The organism is Vibrio sp. A11, assembly GCF_013048705.1.
GTDB lineage: Bacteria > Pseudomonadota > Gammaproteobacteria > Enterobacterales > Vibrionaceae > Vibrio > Vibrio metschnikovii.
On the sequence record NZ_VHSI01000007.1, the window covers coordinates 205,576 to 228,425 of the forward strand.

At 44.1% G+C, this 22,850-nt stretch carries 16 protein-coding genes, 1 pseudogene and 1 riboswitch; of the genes and pseudogenes, 10 read left to right on the forward strand and 7 right to left on the reverse strand.

Annotated features, from left to right (window positions below; all coding sequences use genetic code 11):
* The first annotated feature begins 277 nt into the window (after window positions 1-277).
* The 3 genes and pseudogenes from FKQ60_RS09640 to pdxH all read left to right on the forward strand — a co-directional run bounded on the left by FKQ60_RS09640 (window position 278) and on the right by pdxH (window position 4,575).
* Window positions 278-2,003: pseudogene (locus FKQ60_RS09640) on the forward strand (SpoIIE family protein phosphatase).
* Between the two features lie 157 nt (window positions 2,004-2,160).
* Window positions 2,161-3,834, forward strand: a complete 1,674-nt coding sequence (locus tag FKQ60_RS09645; protein WP_158145251.1) for a FapA family protein — start codon at window positions 2,161-2,163, stop codon at window positions 3,832-3,834.
* 105 nt (window positions 3,835-3,939) lie between these two features.
* Complete coding sequence (gene pdxH, locus FKQ60_RS09650; protein WP_004396844.1) at window positions 3,940-4,575, forward strand: pyridoxamine 5'-phosphate oxidase; 636 nt, start codon at window positions 3,940-3,942, stop codon at window positions 4,573-4,575.
* A 65-nt stretch (window positions 4,576-4,640) separates the two neighbouring features.
* On the opposite strand, the gene FKQ60_RS09655 is transcribed toward pdxH, so the two are convergent.
* Window positions 4,641-6,458, reverse strand: coding sequence for a formylglycine-generating enzyme family protein (locus FKQ60_RS09655; RefSeq protein ID WP_158145250.1), 1,818 nt, complete (start codon window positions 6,456-6,458; stop codon window positions 4,641-4,643).
* 158 nt (window positions 6,459-6,616) lie between these two features.
* On the reverse strand, window positions 6,617-7,720 hold the full coding sequence (locus FKQ60_RS09660; protein ID WP_154170824.1) for a PEGA domain-containing protein: 1,104 nt from the start codon (window positions 7,718-7,720) through the stop codon (window positions 6,617-6,619).
* Between the two features lie 436 nt (window positions 7,721-8,156).
* Between FKQ60_RS09660 and FKQ60_RS09665 the strand changes: the two genes are divergently transcribed.
* The 6 genes from FKQ60_RS09665 to FKQ60_RS09690 all read left to right on the forward strand — a co-directional run bounded on the left by FKQ60_RS09665 (window position 8,157) and on the right by FKQ60_RS09690 (window position 17,167).
* Window positions 8,157-8,969, forward strand: coding sequence for an AraC family transcriptional regulator (locus FKQ60_RS09665; protein WP_170906385.1), 813 nt, complete (start codon window positions 8,157-8,159; stop codon window positions 8,967-8,969).
* A gap of 356 nt (window positions 8,970-9,325) precedes the next feature.
* Window positions 9,326-12,445, forward strand: a complete 3,120-nt coding sequence (gene putA, locus FKQ60_RS09670; protein WP_170906386.1) for a bifunctional proline dehydrogenase/L-glutamate gamma-semialdehyde dehydrogenase PutA — start codon at window positions 9,326-9,328, stop codon at window positions 12,443-12,445.
* Between the two features lie 23 nt (window positions 12,446-12,468).
* Window positions 12,469-13,167, forward strand: a complete 699-nt coding sequence (locus FKQ60_RS09675) for a 1-pyrroline-5-carboxylate dehydrogenase (protein WP_170906387.1) — start codon at window positions 12,469-12,471, stop codon at window positions 13,165-13,167.
* A 66-nt stretch (window positions 13,168-13,233) separates the two neighbouring features.
* Window positions 13,234-14,724 carry a sodium/proline symporter PutP gene (gene putP, locus FKQ60_RS09680; RefSeq protein WP_170906388.1) on the forward strand — a complete coding sequence of 497 codons (1,491 nt, stop codon included), beginning with the start codon at window positions 13,234-13,236 and terminating at the stop codon, window positions 14,722-14,724.
* 168 nt (window positions 14,725-14,892) lie between these two features.
* Window positions 14,893-15,033, forward strand: a riboswitch (FMN riboswitch).
* A 106-nt stretch (window positions 15,034-15,139) separates the two neighbouring features.
* Window positions 15,140-15,796 (forward strand): 3,4-dihydroxy-2-butanone-4-phosphate synthase, encoded by a 657-nt coding sequence (gene ribB / locus FKQ60_RS09685; RefSeq protein ID WP_154170827.1) that lies wholly within the window; start codon window positions 15,140-15,142, stop codon window positions 15,794-15,796.
* Between the two features lie 183 nt (window positions 15,797-15,979).
* The gene (locus FKQ60_RS09690; protein ID WP_170905233.1) at window positions 15,980-17,167 is read left to right on the forward strand and encodes a DEAD/DEAH box helicase; all 1,188 of its coding nucleotides are present in this window, start codon (window positions 15,980-15,982) and stop codon (window positions 17,165-17,167) included.
* Window positions 17,168-17,283: 116 nt separating this feature from the next.
* Here the strand turns inward: FKQ60_RS09690 and FKQ60_RS09695 are convergent, their stop codons facing one another.
* From FKQ60_RS09695 to FKQ60_RS09705, 3 genes are all read right to left on the reverse strand, one after another.
* Entirely contained in the window at window positions 17,284-18,021 is a 738-nt protein-coding gene (locus FKQ60_RS09695) for a transporter substrate-binding domain-containing protein (RefSeq protein WP_170906389.1), read from the reverse strand.
* Window positions 18,022-18,096: 75 nt separating this feature from the next.
* On the reverse strand, window positions 18,097-19,623 hold the full coding sequence (locus tag FKQ60_RS09700; RefSeq protein WP_154170830.1) for a methyl-accepting chemotaxis protein: 1,527 nt from the start codon (window positions 19,621-19,623) through the stop codon (window positions 18,097-18,099).
* A gap of 136 nt (window positions 19,624-19,759) precedes the next feature.
* The gene (locus FKQ60_RS09705) at window positions 19,760-20,656 is read right to left on the reverse strand and encodes a LysR family transcriptional regulator (protein WP_170906390.1); all 897 of its coding nucleotides are present in this window, start codon (window positions 20,654-20,656) and stop codon (window positions 19,760-19,762) included.
* A 120-nt stretch (window positions 20,657-20,776) separates the two neighbouring features.
* Here FKQ60_RS09705 and FKQ60_RS09710 point away from each other — a divergent pair, with 120 nt between their 5' ends.
* A complete protein-coding gene (locus tag FKQ60_RS09710; protein WP_170906391.1) occupies window positions 20,777-21,412 on the forward strand; it encodes an NAD(P)-dependent oxidoreductase in 636 nt (211 codons plus the stop codon).
* 84 nt (window positions 21,413-21,496) lie between these two features.
* On the opposite strand, the gene FKQ60_RS09715 is transcribed toward FKQ60_RS09710, so the two are convergent.
* Entirely contained in the window at window positions 21,497-21,949 is a 453-nt protein-coding gene (locus FKQ60_RS09715) for a hypothetical protein (RefSeq protein WP_170906392.1), read from the reverse strand.
* Window positions 21,950-22,100: 151 nt separating this feature from the next.
* Window positions 22,101-22,436, reverse strand: a complete 336-nt coding sequence (locus FKQ60_RS09720; RefSeq protein WP_040905217.1) for an SMR family transporter — start codon at window positions 22,434-22,436, stop codon at window positions 22,101-22,103.
* Window positions 22,437-22,850 lie beyond the last annotated feature (414 nt).

Sequence of the window (22,850 nt, forward strand, 5' to 3'; positions counted from 1 at the left end):
CAATCGAAAGCCCAGCATCATGCCCAAACAAAATATTCTACAAGTTTGATTTGGGCATTGATGTATTTATTGTTGGTTGATAGATCATTGGCTTCTTCTTTTGATCAGCAAAGCTATTCGCTCTAACTCATAAACTGAACTATATTTTTATGCATAGGGTTTGTTACTCTTGCGATGTTCTTGGCTCATTTTTATCGATAGAGCCGATGAAATAGCTAAGGCTAACAGGCCTTAATCGTCTAAAAATGAATAACACGCACAGTCAGTGAGGCCGAGTATGAGAGTGTTGATCATCGATGATCATGCGACCAACCGAGAATTGTGCCGTATTATGTTGAGTCATATTACGCCGCATGTTGATCTTTTTGCCGATGGTCAGGAAGTGGTCGGTGGTCGCGGCAATGAAAAAGATGGATCCTTTACCCGACATTATTCTTCTCGATGTGATCATGCCAGTAAAAGATGGCTTTACTACCGCAAAAGAGATCCGTACGGCTTTTCCTGATCAGCATATTCCTATTTTGTTTCTCACGGCATTGGATGATCAAGACTCTTTTTCTCGCTGCCTTGCTCTCGGTGATGATTTTATTCCTAAACCAATCGAAAAAAGTGTCTTATTAGCCAAAATACAGGCGCACTATCGGATTGTCAAAATGCATCAGCAACTGATCTTGCAGCGTGATCAGTTACAAATATTCCAAGATCAAGTCCAGCATGATTACTCGGTAGCAGAGTCGATTTTCAGTAATTTGGTCGAAGAGATGAGTGCACAAATCGAACCGATTTATGGTATTCATTACATCTCTACGCCTTCAACGATTTTTAACGGTAATTTGATCTTGGTGGCTCGGCGTCGTTATGGTGGAATTTATGTGATGATCGCCGATTCTAGTGTCGATGGGTTGCCTGCTGCGATTGCTAATATTCCTGCGACTCGCGCTTTTTTTGCATTGGCGGAACGAGGTTGTGCATTAAGCGAAATGGTTGTCGAGCTTAATCAAGAATTGGCAACGTTTTTGCCCCCAAGTATTCATGTTGCGGCTCATTTATTTGAAATACACTCCAACGGTTTTGAAATCTCTTGGTGGGGGGGAGGAATGCCTGACGGTTATATATTATCGCCGAATCGTCAGTTGGTGAAACGCTTGGCATCGACACATCAGCCCTTAGGTGTTCTACCGAGTGAAATGTTTCGTTGTGATATCAAACACTTTAAACTCTCACCAGGGCAGAGTATTGTCTGCTGCACGAAAGGGGTTATTGAAACTCGTCATCAAAACGGCGAAGTGTTTGGTCGAAAACGGCTGGAAACATTATTGACACAAGCATCGACTCAATCGTTCATCAGCCTGATTGATTCGGCGGTGCACGCTTTTTCACCAGCAGGGCAAGATGAAGATCTCTCTATCCTTGCCATGTCTTTTCCGATCATTAATGCCCAAAATACTCAGCCGACGCTCGGTTCTTCTCCCAGTTTAATTCCTTGTAAAAGTGAACTCTATTTTTCCGCTTCGGTATTAAAGCAGATCATCGTCATGAATGAAGTTCGTTTATTTTTAAAAGGGATTATTCAAGTTGGCGATCATCTGGATTTTATCTGTTCAATTTTATCGGAACTGTTTACGAAGATTATTGAACAAGGCTTACTTGGTTTATCGACGGCTCTCAAAAGTCATCCTGACGGTTTTGTGCTTTACCACCAACAGCGAGAGCAGTTGCTTGAGGAATTAGCTGACGATTACTGGATCCGTTTTCAGGTCGATTATCAACCTCAGCAGCAAAGGGTGTTGTTTATTCTCGAACATAATGGGCGACCGTTGACAGACGTTAATACTGAGCAAACGGAGTTGACGCATGATGATCAAGATTTACTATTTGCAACCGAGTTATGTGAATCGATTCGTTATATAAACCACGGTCAGCAAATTCAAGCCGTATATCGTTTTGATACTCGGTACGCTTTTCCAGACGTCTCTGTGGTCATTGAGGATTACGAGCATTAAACGAATGTCGAGGTTAGGTCTTTAATATGGCCTTTTTTTAACTTAAAGCCGATATCCAGTGATGGGGGCCTTAATTTGAACATCGAATTATTTAGTGATTCAGACATTTTTTATACACTGCTCTTTAACCCAAAGAGATGCGGTAAGGTTGAGTATTATGTGGAAGGATCTGATTACTCTCTCGGAAGACAAGAGTCGCGTTATTGCGCGCTTACCGAGCGATAGCAATGCAAACCCTGAATTAGCTCAAACGGGATTGAGTGAGTCTTTAGCTCGATTAGGAGCAGGGAAATTCTATTTGCTCGAAGAGGCGGTGAATCGTTTTATCAATTGTGTCAAAGAAGGTAAAAAAGAGGCTCGTGAAGGCATCATCATTGCTGAAAAAAGAAATGCGGCTGTTGAAGTCGTCTTGAGTGAACAAGATATGCTAGCCAGTATGGTGGTCACAGGCGCTTATGGGGGGCGTGGTCTTTATGGCAGTGAGTTAGTGCATGCTTTAGCGCAAGCTTATGTAATTAAAGGCATAAATAAACAAGCTTTAAAAAAAGTCTTACTGGTGAGTAAAACCTTAAAACCCGGAGAAACCTTTACTCAACCGATTGCTCAGGGTAAAGCGCCGATTCAAGGTCAAGACGTGCAATTTGTCCCTTTAGTGGATGATGTGACAACCCGCATTTTAGCTCCGCAAAAAACGGCCGATCCGCATAAAGTCGATATGAGAAATCTGGGAGAAACAATCACCGTCGAAGAAAACGATCCAGTGATGCGTCGTAAGCCTGCAACTCAGGGTGAGCCGGGTTTTACCGTGTTGGGGAAAGTCATTCCTGCTAAACCGGGTAACGAAGGGGTACTGGTTGCGGGTAAAGGGACACACATCTCTCCTGATGATCCTAATTTGTTGTTATCCAGTCTATCTGGAATGCCGATCATTAAGAATAAAACGGTCGATGTAGAAAGCGCCTTGTGTCTAAATAACGTCAGTGTCGCAACTGGTCACGTGAAATTTAAAGGCAGTGTGGTTATTGCCGGAGATGTTGAGCCGGGAATGATTGTCCGCGCGACGGGGTCTATTGTGATCGGTGGATTTGTTGAATCGGCAGATGTACAAGCTCAAGGTGATATCGAGATCGGTAAAGGGATTATTGGCCATACGGTTTATGATGATGAAGCGAAAACCTGTGTGGTTAAATCGGGAGGCAGTATTAAGGCCAATTATGCCCAATTTTCTGAGTTACAAGCCGCGGAAAATATCCAGCTTTCTGTGCATAGCCTGAGCAATGATATTCGCTGTGGGGGCGATCTAACTGTTTTAGATAAAGCGGAAAAACAAGGCACACTCAGCGGCGGTAGTGCGAAAGTTGGCGGAAAAGTCGTGTGCTTTAATCTAGGAGTAGAAGGCGATGCGGCCACAACGCTTGAAGCATTTGCTCGCTATGGATGGTACCGTGACCGAATCGCTAAACATAAAGAGTATTATAAACAAGCTCAAGAGAGCACGATGGAAGTCATTCGCCGGGAATTAGAGTTTAAAAAGCGTCCTAAAGCCGAGCGTAATGAGGAAGAAGCGTCACAGATTGATCAGCATAAGGCGCAATCAAGTGAACGGATGGAAAAAGTAAAGGTGGCGGTAGACTTATTAAATGAAGAGTTTGAACAGATGTTGGAAATCAATACCATTGAAGTTAAAGGCAAGGTCTTCACTCACGTGACGATTCAATATGGTGATGAAAAAGTGGTCACAAAGCGAGTTCATGGGCCTTCGATGATTATTTTTAATCAACATGAGATTAAGTTTTCCTCCAAATTGGATCAAGAGGATATTGGAATTTAAGCCAGAGACTCTGCACGGTGAGGGTTCGACGGGCGAAATCAATCCGTTCTACTTGAGATCGTTAGGCTATCGGCGCACAATCATAGCCAAAAAAGAGGAGTAGACATGGATCTTTCAGATATTCGTCGTGAGTACACACAAGGTGGATTACGCCGTAAGGACTTATTGCTCGATCCTATCGAGCAATTCAATTTTTGGCTAGAGCAAGCGATTAATGCCGGACTCGCTGATCCGACGGCGATGACGGTTGCGACCGTAGATGAACATGGTCAACCTTTTCAACGAATTGTTTTACTAAAAAATATTGATCAGCAAGGCTTGGTTTTCTACACCAACCTAGCCAGTCGTAAAGCGCAGCATATTGAACATAATCATCGAGTCAGTTTGCACTTTCCTTGGCATCCTTTAGAGCGTCAAGTGCACATTACTGGCGTCGCGGAAAAACTGACTGCCTTTGAGAACATGAAATATTTCACCTCTCGACCTAAAGAGAGCCAGCTTGCCGCATTGGCGAGTAAGCAAAGTAGCCGCATTTCTGCTCGTGGTGTATTAGAAGGTAAGTATCTCGAACTGAAACAAAAATTTGCTAAAGGAGAAATTCCTGTGCCTAAATTTTGGGGAGGCTATCGAATCAAACCGCAAAGTATTGAGTTTTGGCAAGGTGGTGAGCATCGTCTACATGATCGTTTTCTATACAGCAAATCTGATCAGCAGTGGCAGATAGAGCGTTTAGCGCCATAAAACGGGTTAGAGATGATAAAGGGGGATAAGTGACTTATCCCCCTTTATTGTATTTAATGCTTGCGCTATAGCTCGCGTAGGACGCGAAATCCGAGATAGTTGGCCGCCGTAGACGGCGAGACAAAGAGTTGATGGTAGGCTTTAGCCATTTCAGGTGAAAAACTCCATGCTCCACCTTTAGCGATACCGGGATTGTCTGATGTCCATTGCCAAACGTTACCAACCATATCGTAAAAGCCTAATGGGTTTGGTGAAAATGCCATGACGGGTGATGTACGGTTATTTGACCATGGCGTACCACTCCATCCAGTATTGGCTTGACCAGCGCCAAAATCATTCCCCCACCAGTAATCAGTTCTCCGCCCAGCGCGAGCGGCGATCTCCCACTCATCTTCACTCGGTAAGCGATAACGAAACCCAGTTTGTTGAGTTAACCAATTGGTATAAGCTCTTGCGTCGCTACGACTGATACAGACGGCAGGTGATTGAGCTGTTTGCTGAAAGCCGGGATTTTTCCAATCGCTTCCTGATACAGGAGCAACCGTTGTTCCTTGTACTGCCAGACAAATATTTTTCAGTTCAGCATCGGTTTTATAACCCGTTTGTTGAATAAATTGCTTAAATTGCCCTACGGTGACTGGCGTTGCGCTAATAGCGAAAGCATGATCAAGGCGAACTTGACGAGATGTGTTCTCCCCTAATAAGTACTCCCCTGCGAGTAGAGTGATCATTTGCGGGGCTTGCTGAGTATTTTTCAGAGTATCGGCGAACTTATCACCGGCTTTTACTTCATTGACGATTTCACGTAATACGGCACGTAAGGTGTGATCGTTACTGATATTGACTTGTTGATCAAAGGGATGGAAGCCTTCCTTTTTTATCACAACATGGTGCTGACCCGTGGGAAGCATAATTTCAACCGGAGTACTACCATAACGCACGCTATTAATCGTGACCTGATCGTTATGTTGATTCGAGCGAATCATGACATTGACCCAAGCCACTTCTTTTTGTTGACTAGGGTGACTACCATCACCAGGGGCGAAGCAGTATTGGCTATCAATATTGAGTAATGTACAAGGCACATTTTCTGCTGGTCTTGCATCTAATTGCGCTTCGAGCACAGTTTTAAAGCGATTACCGTCGTAAAAGCCAGAATCAACGGTTTTATGTCTGAGTAAATGAATGTTGAGCGAAACGGAAGCCAGATGCTGTTTGATTAATGGCGCTTCGGTGGTTTCTTCTATTAGCCAAGTTTGAAATTGATTAACCGCTTTTTGCTGAGCTAAATCAGTCGTTTGCTGGCTACATTGTGCCAAGGTCATCGCCGCATTACACACATTGGTAAAGCTAACTTTTTGTTCTCCGACACGACTCAGTTCTGTTCGTAATCGCTCAGCTCTTGCTCGGAGTTTATCTTGATCCAGTTGAGTGATTTTTTGTTGGATAGCGTCTTGGCTAGCTTGTAATTGAACGAGCTGATTGTGCATTTCTTGCAAGGTTTGTTCAGCAAGTAAAGTGTCTTGCTGATTCTTCTTAACTTCAGACCAAGCTGTTTGGTAAGCGTTTTGTGAACCGCTAATGTCTAATTGCGGTTCATCAATCATTTTCAAATAATCACGTTCAAGGGCTGTTTTCGCTGAATTAAACGCGGTATTGAGTTGTTTCGCTAAGGCAGTTAAACGAGCGAGTTCAGCTTGCTGAGTGTCCACCACCGTTTGCTGATGTTGAGTTGCTTTCTTCGCTTCTTGCCACTGGGTATGATGCGTAAATAATGCGTCATCAATCGCCATGACTGAGGAAGGTGTGCCTTCAGCTAACGTGGGTGCTGTCACTAAGCAAGGTAAAAGTGCTAATAACAGAACGGGTAAACCTGGTCGCATTGTTGCCTACTTCAGTTAAGTTTTTTAAAAATTATTGTCGCTATTCTAAACGAAAACGCCGTTTTGTCAGAAGTCATCTTTCAATAACTTAGGACCAAAACGGCGTTTAAACGACAGCTTTGTGAAATCAGACCAGAAAACGGGTCGATTTACAGGAATTAATCGTTTCTACTGGGGCGAAGTCTTACCCAAATAGTGTCATTTCCGTTGATTGTTACGGTTTGATTATAGGTCTCAAATCCGTCCTTCGTCACAGAAATTTGATGACGTCCTGCGGGTAAAACAACTTCCACAGGCGTACTGCCGTATTGTATACCGTTAATGGTGACAGAATCATGATACTGATCTGAGCGAATAGTCACATTGGCCCACTGCTTTTCATTCTTGCTATTGACAGCTTCGGTGGCGTTTTTTAAGCAATAGCGACTAGATAGGTTTAACAGCTTACAGGCGGCGACGGCTTCTGGACGAGCTTGTAGCTGAGCCTGAATATGAGTGAAATACTCGTTGTTACCTTCAAACCCACTGCGAATCACCTGGCTTTCTTGGACGTGAATGTTGAGTTCTACACCACGAAGATTTTGCTTAGCAATGACCGATTCAGTCAAATTATCAAGCAGTTGCTCTCTAAAGGTATTCACGGCACGCTGACGAGTCAACTGCTGACCTTGATTGGCACATTCGCCCAGAGTCATACTGGTAGAACACGTGGTGCGGAAGCTGGCTTCCAAGACGCGGCTTTGACGAAGCTCAGCTTCGAGACGTTTAACTCGAGCATCCATTTTGCTCTCTTGCAAGTTCGTAAACTCAGTTTTCAAACGCGCATGACGCTGCTTCATTTGCGATAAACGCATATCACTTTCAGTTATCGCTTGCTGATTAGTAAGTTGTTCCGATTGGTTTTGTTTTACATCGGCCCAAGCCTGCTGATAACGTTGTTGGAAGGTGACTAAATCAGTGTCTGGATCTTCAAGAAGGCGATTATACTGTTTGTCCAGAGCGGATTTTGCCCGGTTTTGCCGTGCATTAAGCTCATCACTTTCACGTTTTAAACGTGCTTGTTCGTTTTTAAGTTGTTGAAGTTGAGCTCCTTCTGCTTCAAATTCCGCAGCGATAGTGTCAATTTCACTTTGTTTAATGGTTATTTTTTCATCGATAGCGGCCACAGGATCAACCTGTGTAACTTCTTCCGCGAACACCGATGCCGATACCCACAGAGGGCTTAGCGCAAGCAGTAGCGCTGGGAGGTGATATTTGATCATTAGGTCCCTGCAACAATTAACATAGCCACATTATAGTGGAGAAAGACAAACTTTTGACAGCGTTATCAATACGCTGGCTCATCGCAAAAAATTCTCATCCTGAAGGCACAATTGTATACAAAATCTAGTGAGTAGGTCACTGATTTTGTATCTTTTATAAATGTACTTACTCCATTTTGAGCAGATTCTTGAAATATGCAAGCTCCGATTTCCGATCTGCTTTAACGTTTTTTAATTGGATACTCATTGACCGTAATTTATGTGCACTTGATCATTGTTCCGAAGCCTCGGATCAGGAGCTATTGCTCTCAGTGAGCGCTAATTTTGCTTGTTGTTGGCGGTATTGATAGTGAGATGAGACTTATTTCACTATCAAGCTTGGTTTCTGATAAAAATGTTATAACATGCAAAGAGGTCATCCCATGGTGCAGTGCTCATGAGTCAATATTTAGTGAATAACCCAGAAAGAGCCAAACTTTTGTCGCCTCGTCCGGCGGAATTAATTACTTTACCGGCTTATATGGATTGCCATGATCATAGTTACACACAAATTGTGATTGGCTTGAAAGGACAAGCGGATTTTGAGGTATCGGGCATCGGTAATATTGTTGGCCCTGGACAAGGATGTGTCGTAACTTCAAGTACAGGGCATGCTTTCGGCGCGACGGTAGGACAGTCGAACATTTTGGTGTTGAACTTGCCCTTACCACAAGGGGATGATCCTTTAACGTTACAGAGAATCAATGAACTAGCGCGTAGCGACATTTATTTTCAACTCGATAAGCAGATCCAAAAACTCATTCAGATGTTAGTGCTGGAGATGCATGCCAGTCCGGACGATTTATTACTGAGTCGAGCGTGCAGTGATACCGTGCTAGCCTTGTTATTGCGTCATATTTCGGCGTTTGAAGTCCATCGTAAAGAGGCTCGTTTTGATTTAGACGCGATCGATCGCTATATCGAGCAGCATTTAAGTCGTCGGATATCAGTTGCTCAATTAGCCGGCAGCGTTTATTTAGGTGAGAGTCAGTTTCACCAATTATTCAAAGAGCAATTGGGGATTACTCCACACCAATATGTCTTGAGTAAACGTGTGGATGTGGCGAAACAACTCCTTGAGCAATCTCGCTTCACCTTGGGCCAAGTTGCTGAATTGGCAGGATTTTCAAATCAAAGTGCGTTCACTCATACCTTTTCTCGTTTACAAGGTATCTCCCCTTCTCAATACAAAAAGCAGTGTAGTCGATAAATGGTTTACTGCGCTTTGCGGACTCTTTGTCCGCAAGCCTATCACAGTGATCCTCAGCGCTGGTCTCGCTGAATTCTGTGTTGTCCATCTGATATTGTATGGTGATTGTTTTTCTTGGCATCGATGGCTGTGTTCTTGACGACATAGTAACGTTGTTTTTTTGAAAAATTATCAGTGGTTTTGCTTTTTCTTATGACCTTAATTGCTGTTATTTTGTTTTTGTTTTGTTAAAAAGACGAGATTTTCACAAAAACTCCGGAGTTTTTGACAAGTATTGTGCTTGCGCTCAAAATACACTGCTTGCCATTGACTGAAATCCGAGTCACATCCCTCGGATAGGAGATTGAGGAAAACGCATGTTTACAGCAATAGATGTGTTGAACCCCAAGTTTATTGAGCAACCGCTTAGTACGCTTTGGGCACAGATCTCGCCACTTTATATGGTGGACGAATCTCAATGGCTAATGCAATTACTGCCTTTGGCAACGCCTAGCGATGAAGAAAAAGTGTTGATTGCGACCAAAACGACACAATTGATCGCGGCGATTCGCCAAGACAAGAAATCGGTGCAGATGATCGATGCTCTGCTTTTAGAGTACAGCTTGGACACTCAAGAGGGTATTTTATTGATGTGTCTTGCAGAAGCTCTGATGCGTATCCCTGATGCACCAACAGCGGATGCGTTTATTAAAGACCGATTATCGGTCGCCGATTGGAAATCACACCTGAAAAATTCGGATTCTGTGTTTGTCAATGCTTCGACCTGGGGATTGATGCTGACTGGTAAAGTCATTGGCTTGGGTGACAACCAAGCGCAAAGTCCGGCTCAAGCCTTAAACCGTTTGGTCAATAAACTTTCTGAGCCAGTCATTCGTAAGGCGATGCATCAAGCGATGAAAATCATGGGTCATCAGTTTGTATTGGGTCGCACGATCAGCGAAGCGCAAAAAAATGGCCGGGTAATGCGTGATAAAGGTTACACCTATTCGTTTGATATGTTGGGTGAAGCAGCGTTAACCACCAGCGATGCCAATAAATATTTAAAAGATTATTTAATGGCGATTGAGGCGGTTGGCCGAGACCAATATGGTTTGGATACCAGCCCAGCCCCATCGGTATCCATTAAGCTATCAGCCTTACATCCTCGCTATGAAGTGGCTAATCAAGCCCGTGTCATGGATGAGCTTTACCAGACTTTGCTGCAATTATTAGAACGAGCGATGGAATTGGATGTGGCGATCACCATTGACGCCGAAGAAGCGGATCGCCTAGAGCTGTCGTTACAACTATTTGAAAAATTGTATTGCAGTGAACAAATTCAAGGTTGGGGAAAGTTTGGCTTAGTCGTACAGGCGTACTCTAAGCGGGCGTTACCGACTTTAGTGTGGTTGACTGCGCTGGCAAAGCAATACAGTTGTTGTATCCCCGTACGTCTCGTTAAGGGCGCTTATTGGGATAGTGAGATTAAATGGTCACAGCAACGAGGCTATCAACGCTACCCCGTTTTTACCCGCAAAGAAGCGACCGATGTGTCCTATTTAGCCTGTGCTCGTTTTTTACTGAGTGATGGGGTTCGCGGACATCTTTTTCCTCAATTTGCGACTCATAACGCTCACACTGTATCGGCGATTGCGGTCATGGCAAGCCATAAAGAATTTGAGTTTCAGCGTTTACACGGGATGGGTGACGGCTTATATCATCATGCCATGAAAGCGTACCAGCAATCGGTACGTATTTACGCCCCCGTTGGTAGCCATAAGGATCTGTTGCCTTATTTAGTCCGCCGTTTATTAGAAAATGGCGCGAATAGCTCCTTTGTCCATCGTTTAGTCGATGCGCGCTGTCCGGTTGAGAGCTTAACTCAGCATCCGGTTGATGCGTTATTGGCGTTTGAGACGTTACACAACACTAACATTCCTCTGCCGCCACAGATTTTCCCTGAACGCAAAAACTCAGATGGGATCAATATTGATATTCAAAGTGAAGCGCAACCATTCGAAGATCAAGTGCATGGTTATTTGAGTCAACAATGGCAAGCAGGACCGATACTCAATGGTCAGTCACAGATCGAAAGCATGATCAAGGAATGCACTTCTCCGGTTGCAGTCACCGCTCCCTATGATCGCCGTGTTGACGTTGGGCAAGTTTATCATGCAACCCATGATCATGTTTCCGAAGCCATTGCGATTGCTCAGGCTGGATTTTCAGAATGGCAGCAGACTCCTGATCAGCAACGTGCTGAAAAGCTTCTGAAATTAGCCGATTTGCTGGAATCGCATTTGGCCGAGCTTTGTGCGCTTTGTCATCAGGAAGCGGGAAAAACGATTCATGATGCAATTGATGAAGTTCGTGAAGCCGTAGATTTTTGTCGTTATTACGCGAATCAAGTCGAAGGGTTGGCTCCGTTCACCATCAGCAGTTTTGATGGCATAACACGTCAAGTTTCGCGTCAAGGACGAGGCGTATTTGTGTGTATTAGCCCGTGGAATTTCCCATTAGCGATTTTCCTTGGACAAATTACGGCAGCTTTAGTCGCTGGTAATACCGTGGTGGCGAAACCAGCCGAGCAGACCAGCTTGATCGCTGCGCGTGCCGTTGAACTGATGCTTGAAGCGGGCTTCCCTCACTATGCAATTCAATTTTTACCTGGTCGCGGCTCGGAGATAGGCCATGCGTTGACTTCACATCCTGCGATTGCTGGTGTGGTGTTTACGGGATCGACAGCTACCGCTCAGCGGATTAATCAAACATTGGCTGAGCGAGAGTCGACGCCTGTGCCTTTGATTGCTGAAACGGGAGGGCAAAATGCGATGATCGTGGATAGTACGGCTCTGCCCGAGCAAGTGGTGCGCGATGTGTTACGTTCTGCCTTTGCTTCGGCGGGTCAACGCTGCTCAGCACTGCGGGTATTGTTTGTGCAGCAAGATATCGCTGATCGTGTGATTAGTTTGATCCAAGGTGCGATGCAGGAGCTGTCGGTCGGGATGCCTTATTTGCACAGTACCGATGTCGGCCCAGTGATTGATGCGAAGGCAAAGCAAGGTTTAGAGAAACACATTGCTCACATGAGCCAGACTCAGAAAAAAATTGCGCAATTAACGTTAGCTGAGGACTGTCAATATGGCGATTTCGTAGCACCAACGGCGTTTGAAATCTCAGGAATTGATTGTTTAAGTGAGGAGCAGTTTGGACCTATTTTGCATATTGTTCGCTACCAAGCCAACGAGCTGGCTCAGGTAGTTCAGCAGATCAATGCTACTGGTTACGGCTTGACGATGGGGATTCATAGCCGTAACGAAACCACTTACCGTTGGATAGAGAAACATGCGCGAGTCGGTAACTGCTATATCAATCGCGATCAGGTTGGTGCAGTGGTTGGAGTGCAGCCATTTGGTGGTCAAGGGTTATCTGGCACCGGACCGAAAGCGGGTGGGCCGCATTATTTATATCGTTTTACTCAAGCACAATATAGCTAGTCGATAAAACTAAGGAGTCATTTATGGTACATCAAGTCACCCGTTTTACCGATGCTTTCTCAGCTTGGGAAAACTGGAACTTAACCGATTTTGATTTTAAATGTGAGTGCTTACTGTCATTGAAATCATCGTTAAAAGAAAGTATGCCTGGATTAGCCAATGTAGTCTCTTTTCACCTTGAGCAAGCCAGTGCATTACTGGCGCGTTTACACTCCTTGATTGGTCCTACGGGCGAAACCAATGAACTGTATACCGCAGGGCGAGGAGTCACGCTACTTATCCAAAATGACGTGAGTATAACGGCTAAGCAAGCATTAGTGGCCCAGTTATGCTGTGCGTTGGTGGCGGGCAATAGCGTCATTATCTGCAGTGATGACCGAGAGCTTATAGCAGCCTTAACGGAAGCTAATCAGCAGTCGTCCTTACCGATTAATTTACTGCAGTTTAGCCCGTTGGATGCGTATCAGGCATTAATTGAATCAGACATTCGCAGTGTTGGCTACGTTGGCTCTGCCTCGTTTGAACATCGCCTTAATCGCCAACTTGCTCAGCGTACTGGTGCCATTATTAATCTTGTTTCAGAAACCGATCTCACCACGATTCCCGTGGCACACGATCCACACTTATCGCTGCGTTTTATTACCGAACGTACGCGCACTATAAATATAACAGCAGTGGGTGGTAACGCGACGCTCTTAGAGTTAGGCAACGAAGCCCATTAATCCTGACCCTCCTCTTGTTAAATAAGAGAGGAGGGAAAGCGATCTTAGTAAATAGAGGAAATATCAATGGAAAATAGCTTTGCTATTACGACCACCTTCATTATCTATCTGATATTGATGTTGGCGATCGGTGTGTTTGCCTATCAGCGAACCAAAAACTCATCAGACTACTTTCTAGGGGGCCGTTCCCTTGGGCCATGGCCAGCTGCGCTCTCGGCTGGGGCATCGGATATGAGTGGTTGGTTGTTATTAGGTTTACCCGGCTACGCTTATGCGGCAGGGATTGAAGCCTTTTGGCTCGCGGGGGGCTTACTCTTGGGAACATGGGCTAACTGGTTAATTACAGCAAAACGGTTACGCACTTACAGTATTACCACCGACGCCCTGACATTGCCTGAGTTTTTATCGCGGCGCTTTAATGATAAATCGAAACTGATTCAAACCATCTCAGCCTTTTTCATTTTGTTATTTTTTCTTTTCTATACCAGTTCAGGTTTAGTCGCGGGTGGTAAATTATTTGAAACCGTCTTTGGGATTGATTACACCACGGCGGTGATCATTGGCACGATTTGCGTGGTGTCCTATACCTTATTTGGTGGTTTTCTGGCCGTATCTTGGACCGATTTGGTGCAAGGTTTATTGATGGCAGCGGCGTTGCTGATTGTCCCGATCACCGCAATGAATGGTGGCTTTAGTCAATTGAGTTCAGATTTGAGCGCGATTAACCCGCAATTATTGACTCTATGGGATGATATTCAAGGTAAGCCTCTTTCAAGTATTGCTATTCTCTCCCTCGTGGCTTGGGGCTTTGGCTATTTTGGTCAACCACATATTTTGGCTCGTTTTAAGGCGGCTCGTTCAAACAAGGATTTAACTACAGCGCGTTGGATTGCTGTATTTTGGACGGCACTGTCGATGTTTGGAGCGATGTTAGTGGGTTTAGTTGGCCTAGTTTATGTTACGCAAAATGGGTCGATTCAGCTCGATGATGGTGAGCGGATATTTATGCTGCTGGTTAACGCTGTGTTTCATCCAGTCATCGCTGGTATTCTCCTAGCGGCGATTTTAGCGGCCATCATGAGTACCGCAGATTCACAGCTGTTGGTCTCTTCGTCTGCCCTAGCGGAAGATTTTTATAAGCAAGTTTTCAAACAAGAGGCGACTTCAGAAGAGATCGTTAAAGTAGGACGTTTTTCCGTTGTGCTGATATCAATCGTCGCGTTAGTGTTGGCCATGACACCGGATAGCTCAGTGCTTGGCTTAGTCTCTTATGCCTGGGCGGGTTTTGGTGCTGCTTTTGGTCCTGCATTAGTGCTCAGTCTGTACTGGTCGCGTATGAATCGTAATGGCGCTTTAGCGGGGATCATCGTTGGTGGTGTGACAATTGTGGTTTGGAAGCAGCTGACTGGCGGTTGGTTTGATGTATATGAAATCGTTCCTGGGATACTCTTTTCAACCCTAGCGATTGTGGCTGTTAGTTTGCTAACCGGTGAACCAGAAGATGCGGTTAAAGCGCAGCACAAAACCTTTCAAAAGAATTTAGTTGAATTAGATTAATGTGGTACAGGTAAATTCTATCAAGCCTCATGTCGATCATGGGGCTTTTTTATTGTGTCTGCATGTCTCAAATCTATCCGCTTGTGGCTTTGCAAACGAGGCGTGAAGTATTACCATAATAAGCGTCAAGTTAAAGGAGGCCTTTAGCTTGACCTTAACTCATTACATTAAAATTCTCAGGGCGGGGCGAAATTCCCCACCGGTGGTATGTCCATTAGGGCCAGCCCACGAGCGCTCGATTCGTCGAGGTCAGCAGATCTGGTGAGAAGCCAGAGCCGACGGTCATAGTCCGGATGAGAGAGAATGACAAATACGCCAATAGTGTCTAGCGAGGATTTACTCAGCTTGCCATTATGGTGCCTTTCGTTTTGCCTCATAAAACTGCCCTGATTCTGGTCATTATTAGGAGTAAACCATGAATCAGTTGTCACTACTTGCCGAATTTGGCGATGCAATCACTCGAGTAGAAAACGCGTTACACGCTTTACGTGAAGGGCGCGGTGTTTTATTGCTTGATGATGAAGATCGTGAAAATGAAGGCGATATTATCTATTCTGCAGAAAAGTTGACCGACCAACAAATGGCGTTGATGATCCGCGAATGCAGCGGGATTGTCTGCCTATGTTTAACCGATGAGCAGGCCAATAAACTCGAACTGCCACCGATGGTGCCCGTCAACGACAGCAAAAACCAAACCGCGTTTACGGTATCGATAGAAGCTCGTCATGGTGTGACCACTGGAGTGTCCGCTCAAGATCGTGTGACCACGATTAAAACCGCGATTAATCCGCAAGCGAAACCCGACGATTTAGCCCGCCCAGGTCATGTCTTTCCGCTACGTGCCCGTAAAGGCGGTGTTATGACGCGACGTGGTCATACTGAAGGTACGGTAGATTTAATGCAAATGGCAGGATTATTGCCCGCTGGTGTGTTATGTGAGGTAACCAATCCGGACGGTACGATGGCTAAAACGCCAGAGATAGTTGCCTTTGGCCTTTTACACAATATGCCCGTACTGACTATCGAAGACATCGTCCAATACCGTTTGATAGCGCAGCAAAAATTGGCGTGATCACATGCGACATCATGTCTGACTTAAATGAGGTATGAAGCAAGTAAAGCGTTCATACCGAGGTGCTGTTGAACGGCTTCGAAATCACTAATCTCGAAAGATCAACAGCATCGCATTCTTCATGTTAGAATGAGCGATATTGTAGAGCGTTTTTGCTCTACGCCATTTTATTTAGAGTCTGCTATGTCATTTACACAACTTGGGCTAAACGAAGCACTGATCAAATCAGTCGCTGAGCTTGGTTATCAAACTCCGACCACCATTCAAACGCAAGCGATCCCGGTTATTTTAAAAGGCCAAGATCTGATTGCTGCCGCGCAAACTGGGACCGGTAAAACAGCCGGCTTTGTGCTACCGATTTTAGATAGATTGATGCAAGGACAAACTCAGCGCAAAAAACGTATTCGCGCGCTGATTTTAGTGCCGACTCGTGAGCTTGCCATCCAAGTTGCGGATAATGTCAAACAGTATGCTCAATACACAGCGTTAACCAGTTTAGCGATGTATGGCGGCGTTGATGAGCAGGCACAAAAACAGCAACTGATTGACGGTGTGGATGTGTTGGTTGCCACCCCCGGACGGCTGCTTGATATGTACGCTCAACGAGCGGTACATTTTGATGAAATTGAAGTGGTTGTGCTGGATGAAGCGGATCGCATGCTCGATATGGGCTTTATTGAAGCGATTAACAAAATCATTCAACGTTTGCCAACGGAAGCGCAATTTTTACTCTTTTCCGCGACTTTATCGAATAAGGTTCGTGAGCTGGCTAAAACTGCGGTGGGTGAAGCTCATGAGATCAGCATTGCAGCGAACCAAGCCTCGAAGTCCAACATTACCCAGTGGCTTATTACGGTCGATAAAGATCAAAAATCAGCATTGTTGAGTCATTTAATCCATGAATATCAATGGGACCAAGCGCTGATCTTTATCGAGACCAAACACGGCGCTGCCAAATTGGCTGCGCAATTAGAAAAAAGAGGCATTGCCGCTGAAGCGTTTCATAGCGGTCGTAGCCAAGCAGTACGCGAGCAACTGTTAGCAGATTTTAAAGCCGGAAAGATCAAATATTTGATTGCGACCGGTGTCGCAGCGCGTGGTATCGATATCGATGAATTATCGCGAGTGGTCAATTATGATCTGCCGTTTCCCGCCGATGAATATGTCCATCGTATCGGACGGACAGGTCGAGCTGAGGCACAAGGCGAAGCGATTTCTTTGGTATCGAAAGACAACTTCAAAAACTTATGCATGATAGAGAGCCGTTTAGGGCATTTGATTGAACGGCGAGAAATCGCAGGATTTGAGCCTAAGCATCCAGTGCCAATATCAATTCTTAATTACGTGCCGAAGCACAAACGCACTCAATAAAACTAAGGCTGGTAGATAAGATGCTACCAGCCTTAATTGTTTTATGATCCTTATTTTTTCAGATCAAGATAGGCTTTATTCACCAGTCTAAAATAGCAACTCTGTAGAGCTAATTATTAACGGTAACCGGCAATGATTTCATCGAGCTTACCGCTCTCTTTGATGAGATTAATTCCGTTCTGCAGTTTTTCAACATATTGCTCGTTAGTACTGTTATGGAACGCGAAATAGGTTTGCGATTCATGTAGTACGTAGACGATTTCGTACAGACTGGGATCGATATTTTGTTCACGCATAATAAATACACCGACATTATCGCCATAAGCCCACAGATCGATGCGATTAGCATCCAATTGCCTTGCGACCATTTCCGGTGATGCTGAAGGTCTTAACGCATTAGGATTGACCGCGAGATTACGCAGCAGTTGCTCACCGATATCTTCTCTCACCACACCCACGCGATAATTATTGAGATCGCTCGGTGTGGAAATTTTGATGCCTTTGGCTTTTGGTGCCCAGAGCACGACTCGACTTTCGACAATCGGCCCCGCCCATTTAAAGAGGTTGTCTCGAGCTTCAGTACGTGTCATGGAAAATAGAACTGTATTTGGCGTTTCTAACGCCGCAGCGTAACCTCTCGCCCATGGTTGAAGTTGTACGCTTTCGCGTTTGACAGGGTCATTGACGGCTTCTGAGGCTGATTCAAGCACATCAATAGCGATTCCCGTTAATCTCCCTTGTTCTTCATAATTAAAGGGCGGATAGATTTCAGTAATAAAATTTAGATCGTTTAAGCTTGATGCAAAACTGTAAGAAGATACGGCCAATAAACTGGCGGTGATAATTGACTTCATGGTGTTCCCTCTTGATGACGATTGAAGTGGTATCCCTAGAGGAGGTAATGAACGATTACCTCCTCTCACCGGAAATTAATGGGTTTTAAATTTAGCGACTTGTTGTTTGATTTCTTCTCCAATATTGATCACCTCTACTGACATACCTAAGTTGGTTTGAGCACCATCAGCCACGGCTTTGGATGCGTCAACGACGTCAAGTAATGAGCGGCTAATCGAGGCAATCGATACATTTTGACTTTTGGCAAGATCGGCCACGTGTTGATTTTTCTCTTTGATGGTTTTTGCCATCAGGTTCATTTTTTCGATAACGGAGTGAGACTCTCCAAAGCGTTCAGAGGTTTTTTCTAGAGTCAGTGCGATGTCATGTAACTCTTTTTCAACCATTGAGGTGGCTTCATTGAGAGCATTGATATTGGTTTTAATTTGCTCAGTAGAATGGCTAGTTTTCACGGCTAGGTTACGGACCTCATCGGCGACCACCGCGAATCCTCGACCTTGTTCGCCAGCTCGAGCCGCTTCGATGGCTGCGTTGAGTGCCAGTAGGTTGGTTTGTTCTGAAATGTCATTAATCACATTTAAAATGGTGTTAATCTTTTCACCTTCTTGAGAAAGAGTGGTCATTTTGCTGTTAAGCAATAGCATTTTCTCCTGCATTTTCTTCATTTCGTGCGAGGTGGTTTCAATCGTACTGTGCATCGAGTCGGTTAACGTGCTGGATGAGCTGGCGTGCTGGGCGCTGTCTAAAGCTGATTCATTAACTTGTTGAATCGAGTGTTGAATCTCAACCGCAGCGTGTGAGATAGAATCTAACGTGTGTTGTTGTTGATTGAGTTTTACGGCATTGTCGCTCGCAATCTCTTTACTGGCGAGCGAGGATTGATGCAGGTGTTCCGTTGACTGGATGATTTTTTGAACAATGGTTTCTAAAGACTCGGTAAATCGATTGATCCCTAAGGTAATATCTTTAAATTCGTTGAGTTTGGCAGGCTCAATCCGTTGTGTGAGATCGCCATCTCCAGAAGCAAGGTCCATGACCCTATCGGTAAGGTTAGCAAGAGGTTTTAATACCGTGATACGCAACAGTAAAAGAGTGATTAAAGAGAGCAAAACGTCCAGAATTAGTATCTCGATGATAACTTTTTGCATCAATTCAGATAATTGTTCGGCGATAGCAAAATCATTGTAATATAAAACAATCGAACCGACTTTTTTGATATTACCAAAATCATCAATAAAGAATTCCTGCTCTTTTTTTCCTGTATACGATTTGGGATCAATATTGGTGATCTCGGGGTATTCAGGATGATTGAGATAAAAGATTATGGATTTGTCATTATTGTCTTTTATCTGTACTGCACTAATCGCAGGCTCATTGAGCTCTGATAATACAATTGCCTTCGCTGAGTCAAAATCGAAGTCCCAAATCGGCTTAGGTAGACTGATCGATAAGCGATGAGTAGCATGTTCAATATTCGCACTTAGGCTTTGATAGAGCTGCTTTTGGAAAACATTATATTTTACTGCGCCCATTCCCAATAGAATCAGAGTAATAGCCAACACAATTTGGCTAAAAAAGATCACTTTGATACTTTTAAACATAGTTAATCCTCATCCACGCTATTACCTATTGAGTATAGTCGGCGTTCCATTTACTGCGAACGGAAGGGAAAAATTATGTTTATTTACTCGTCTAGGAAAGCGTTTTCTTGAGCATCGGTTTGATTTACCTCCATTTTCATGAAGGGATCGTCATGTCTAGATCGTCCCATTGTGTGCTGACAAAATCGATAAATTGCCGCACTAGAGGCGACTGATAGCTGCGCGATAAATACACCGCCCACAATGCGCTGGTTGCTAAATGGTAGTCGGGTAATATCTGGATTAGAGCGCGATCTTTTAAGTAGCGATTGGCTAAATCACAAGGGAGCAGGGCAATGCCTTTACCGTGTAATGTTGCCCGGCAGATTAGGCTCATATCGTTGGCTCGAATCGTACCATTGACATTGACACTGTAGGTTTGGTTATGGCGAAGAAACTCCCATTTATGATGTGAAAGATGGACAAAACAGTTGTGCTCAGTTAGGTCACTCGGCTGTACAATCGGTTGATGTTGAGCAAGATAAGTCGGCGCAGCACAAGCAACCGTATCGACTTGAAAAAGACGTCGAGCAATTAATTGTTCGTCAGGCTGATTAGTGAATCGCAGCGCAATATCTACCCGTTCATCAACCAGTTGAGCTAAGCGATCGGAAGCAAGAATATCAATCGTTACTTGTGGATGCAGATCAGTAAACGCTTCAACCGCATCAAGCAGTAGATAACGTGCTAAGCCAATTGGTACCGAAATACGAATTCGCCCAGACAATGACTGCGATTGCTCTAGTGCTCGCATTTCTAATTCTGCCGTTTGATTGAGGATTTTTTCACACTGTCTTAGCGCTTCTTCCCCAGATGCTGTTAGGCTCACTTTGCGTGTCGTCCGATGCAGCAAACGCTGTTTTAACCAATCTTCAATTTCTTGTACATGGCGTGAGACTTGTAAGCGACTTAAGTTAAGGTTTTCTGCCGCTTGAGTGAAACTACCAATGTTGGCGACTTCTACAAAGCTGCGCATTGCGGTTAATTTATCCATGCTTCTCTCTCATTAGTATCTTAGTTAGATACAATCTACATCCTTTCTTACCATTTATCACTCGCTCAGAGGCGACTACACTAGCATCTGTTGATAAATTAAACATTAAGGTGTTAAAAAATGAAAGTTGCTATTGTTGGAGCCTCGGGTTGGATCGGTAGTCATTTAGTACAAGAAGCACTGTCTCGTGGGCACGATGTTGTCGCTATGGTGCGTGATCCCGCTAAAATGACCGATGCGAATGTCGAAGTACGTCAGTTTGATGTACACAATCAAGCCAATTTTGCTCAGTTATTTGCAGATATAGATGTCGCTATGGTGTCCATTGGCGGTCGAGCAAGTGGGGATCATAGTATTGTTGCCAAGACTGCTGAGCAGTTATTGAGTGCATTACCTCAAGCTGGAGTAAAACGTTTACTTTGGGTTGGGGGAGCCGGCTCGTTAGAAGTTTCACCGGGCGTTTCACTGGTCTCTTTACCGGACTTTCCAAGCGAATATAAACCAGAAGCATTAGCACAAGGCGAAGCTTTGGCGATTTTTAGAAGTAGCGATAGTCCACTGAATTGGACCTTTGTTAGCCCTGCGGCTGAGATTTTCCCCGGAGATAAGCAAGGAGCTTACCGCATTGGCGGTGATCAGTTACTCGCAGATCAAGATGGCCACAGTCGGATTTCGGTCAGTGATTATGCAGTGGCAATGCTGGATATGTTAGATACCGCGTCGTTTGCACAGCAACGAGTCGGAGTTGCCTACTAACGGATCGTTATCAACGCTGATATTTATGATCGTCACTAAGTGAATGTATGCTTAGCGACGATCGGTGTTGTTTATTCACGCTCGTTATTGTTCGACTTTAATGCTATTCAAAATAAACTGGCTTTCATAAACCATTTTATAAGCATCTGAAGGTTGATGAAGCCCTTTGCTGATTGCCATGATGGTTGTTTCACTGGTGATCTGGGTGGTTGAATACAACCATTTTTGCTTATTTTCAGCCTGTGAAATTTGGTTTTTAGCAACAGAATCAACATTGATATCTTCATCCAAGAGGGTGAAGTAAGCATACCCAGCTTGACTCGCTAACTCTGCACTTTTACGCAAAATATACTTACGAGCAATGGCTCTGTCTGTGTAATCATTACCAATAAAACTGATTTGCCAAGTATCTTGAGCAAGGGCTTGTACATCGAATCCTTTACCAAAGGACCAAAAGTTTTTTTCTGTTTGATAAGGTGTTGCACAACCTGAAAGTAATAATAACCCTGCTATGATCATCACGATGTTTTTTTTCATTGATTTTTACTCTATAAACGTTATTGATAAAGGTGTAAGACCTTGGTTAAGTGAAGTTTACTTAAGATTGACATCGATGATTGTCTGGAAATGTCTGTTGATGTCTTTTTCTTTGAAAAAGATTCCTTATCGCTCACATTAATGGTAGCGATTAATGAGTGATGGATTTAGAGAATATTTGTATAATCATGATACCTACGACAATGAAAGTGATACCAATTAATGCTGGGACATCTAAACTTTGTTTATAAATAAAAAACGACATGATAGAAACCAGTAGAATACCCATCCCTGCCCATATCGAATAAGCGATGCCAATATTCATGGTTTGTACGACTTGAGATAAACCATAAAAAGAGATGCAATACCCGATAACCACAAAGCAACTCGGCAGAAATCGAGTAAAACCATAAGAAGCTTTCATCATCGTTGTTGCCATGGTTTCTGCAAGGATAGAAACCATTAATATAATATATACTTTCTGCATAAAATTGATGCCTGTCGAAATTAATAAAAATAATGAATAGAATTTATTTTGTGGATAAATTTAAATTTAGTTTCCTCATTTTCCACAAGCGGCGTTTATACCACGGAACCGTCGTTGCGTGAACCATACGATGTAGTGCGCGAGAATAATCCATGACCAAGCCCGGAGTCCATGCCATCATTAGCGCTCGTCTTCTTATTTGTGCGGCGATCCATAACTCTGGAGTACACATTAATTTTAATATAGATAAGAAATTCTGATCTGGCCGAGCTAGAATACCTTCTAAGCAGGGCAAGATCATGAACGTTTTTTGCGCAATGCGAGGTTAAGTTTGACCTGACGTGCGGGCTGTGATCTTATGCTCCTTTTTTAAGGTGTTGCCATGAATATTAATACCATCAAAGAGCACTTCAG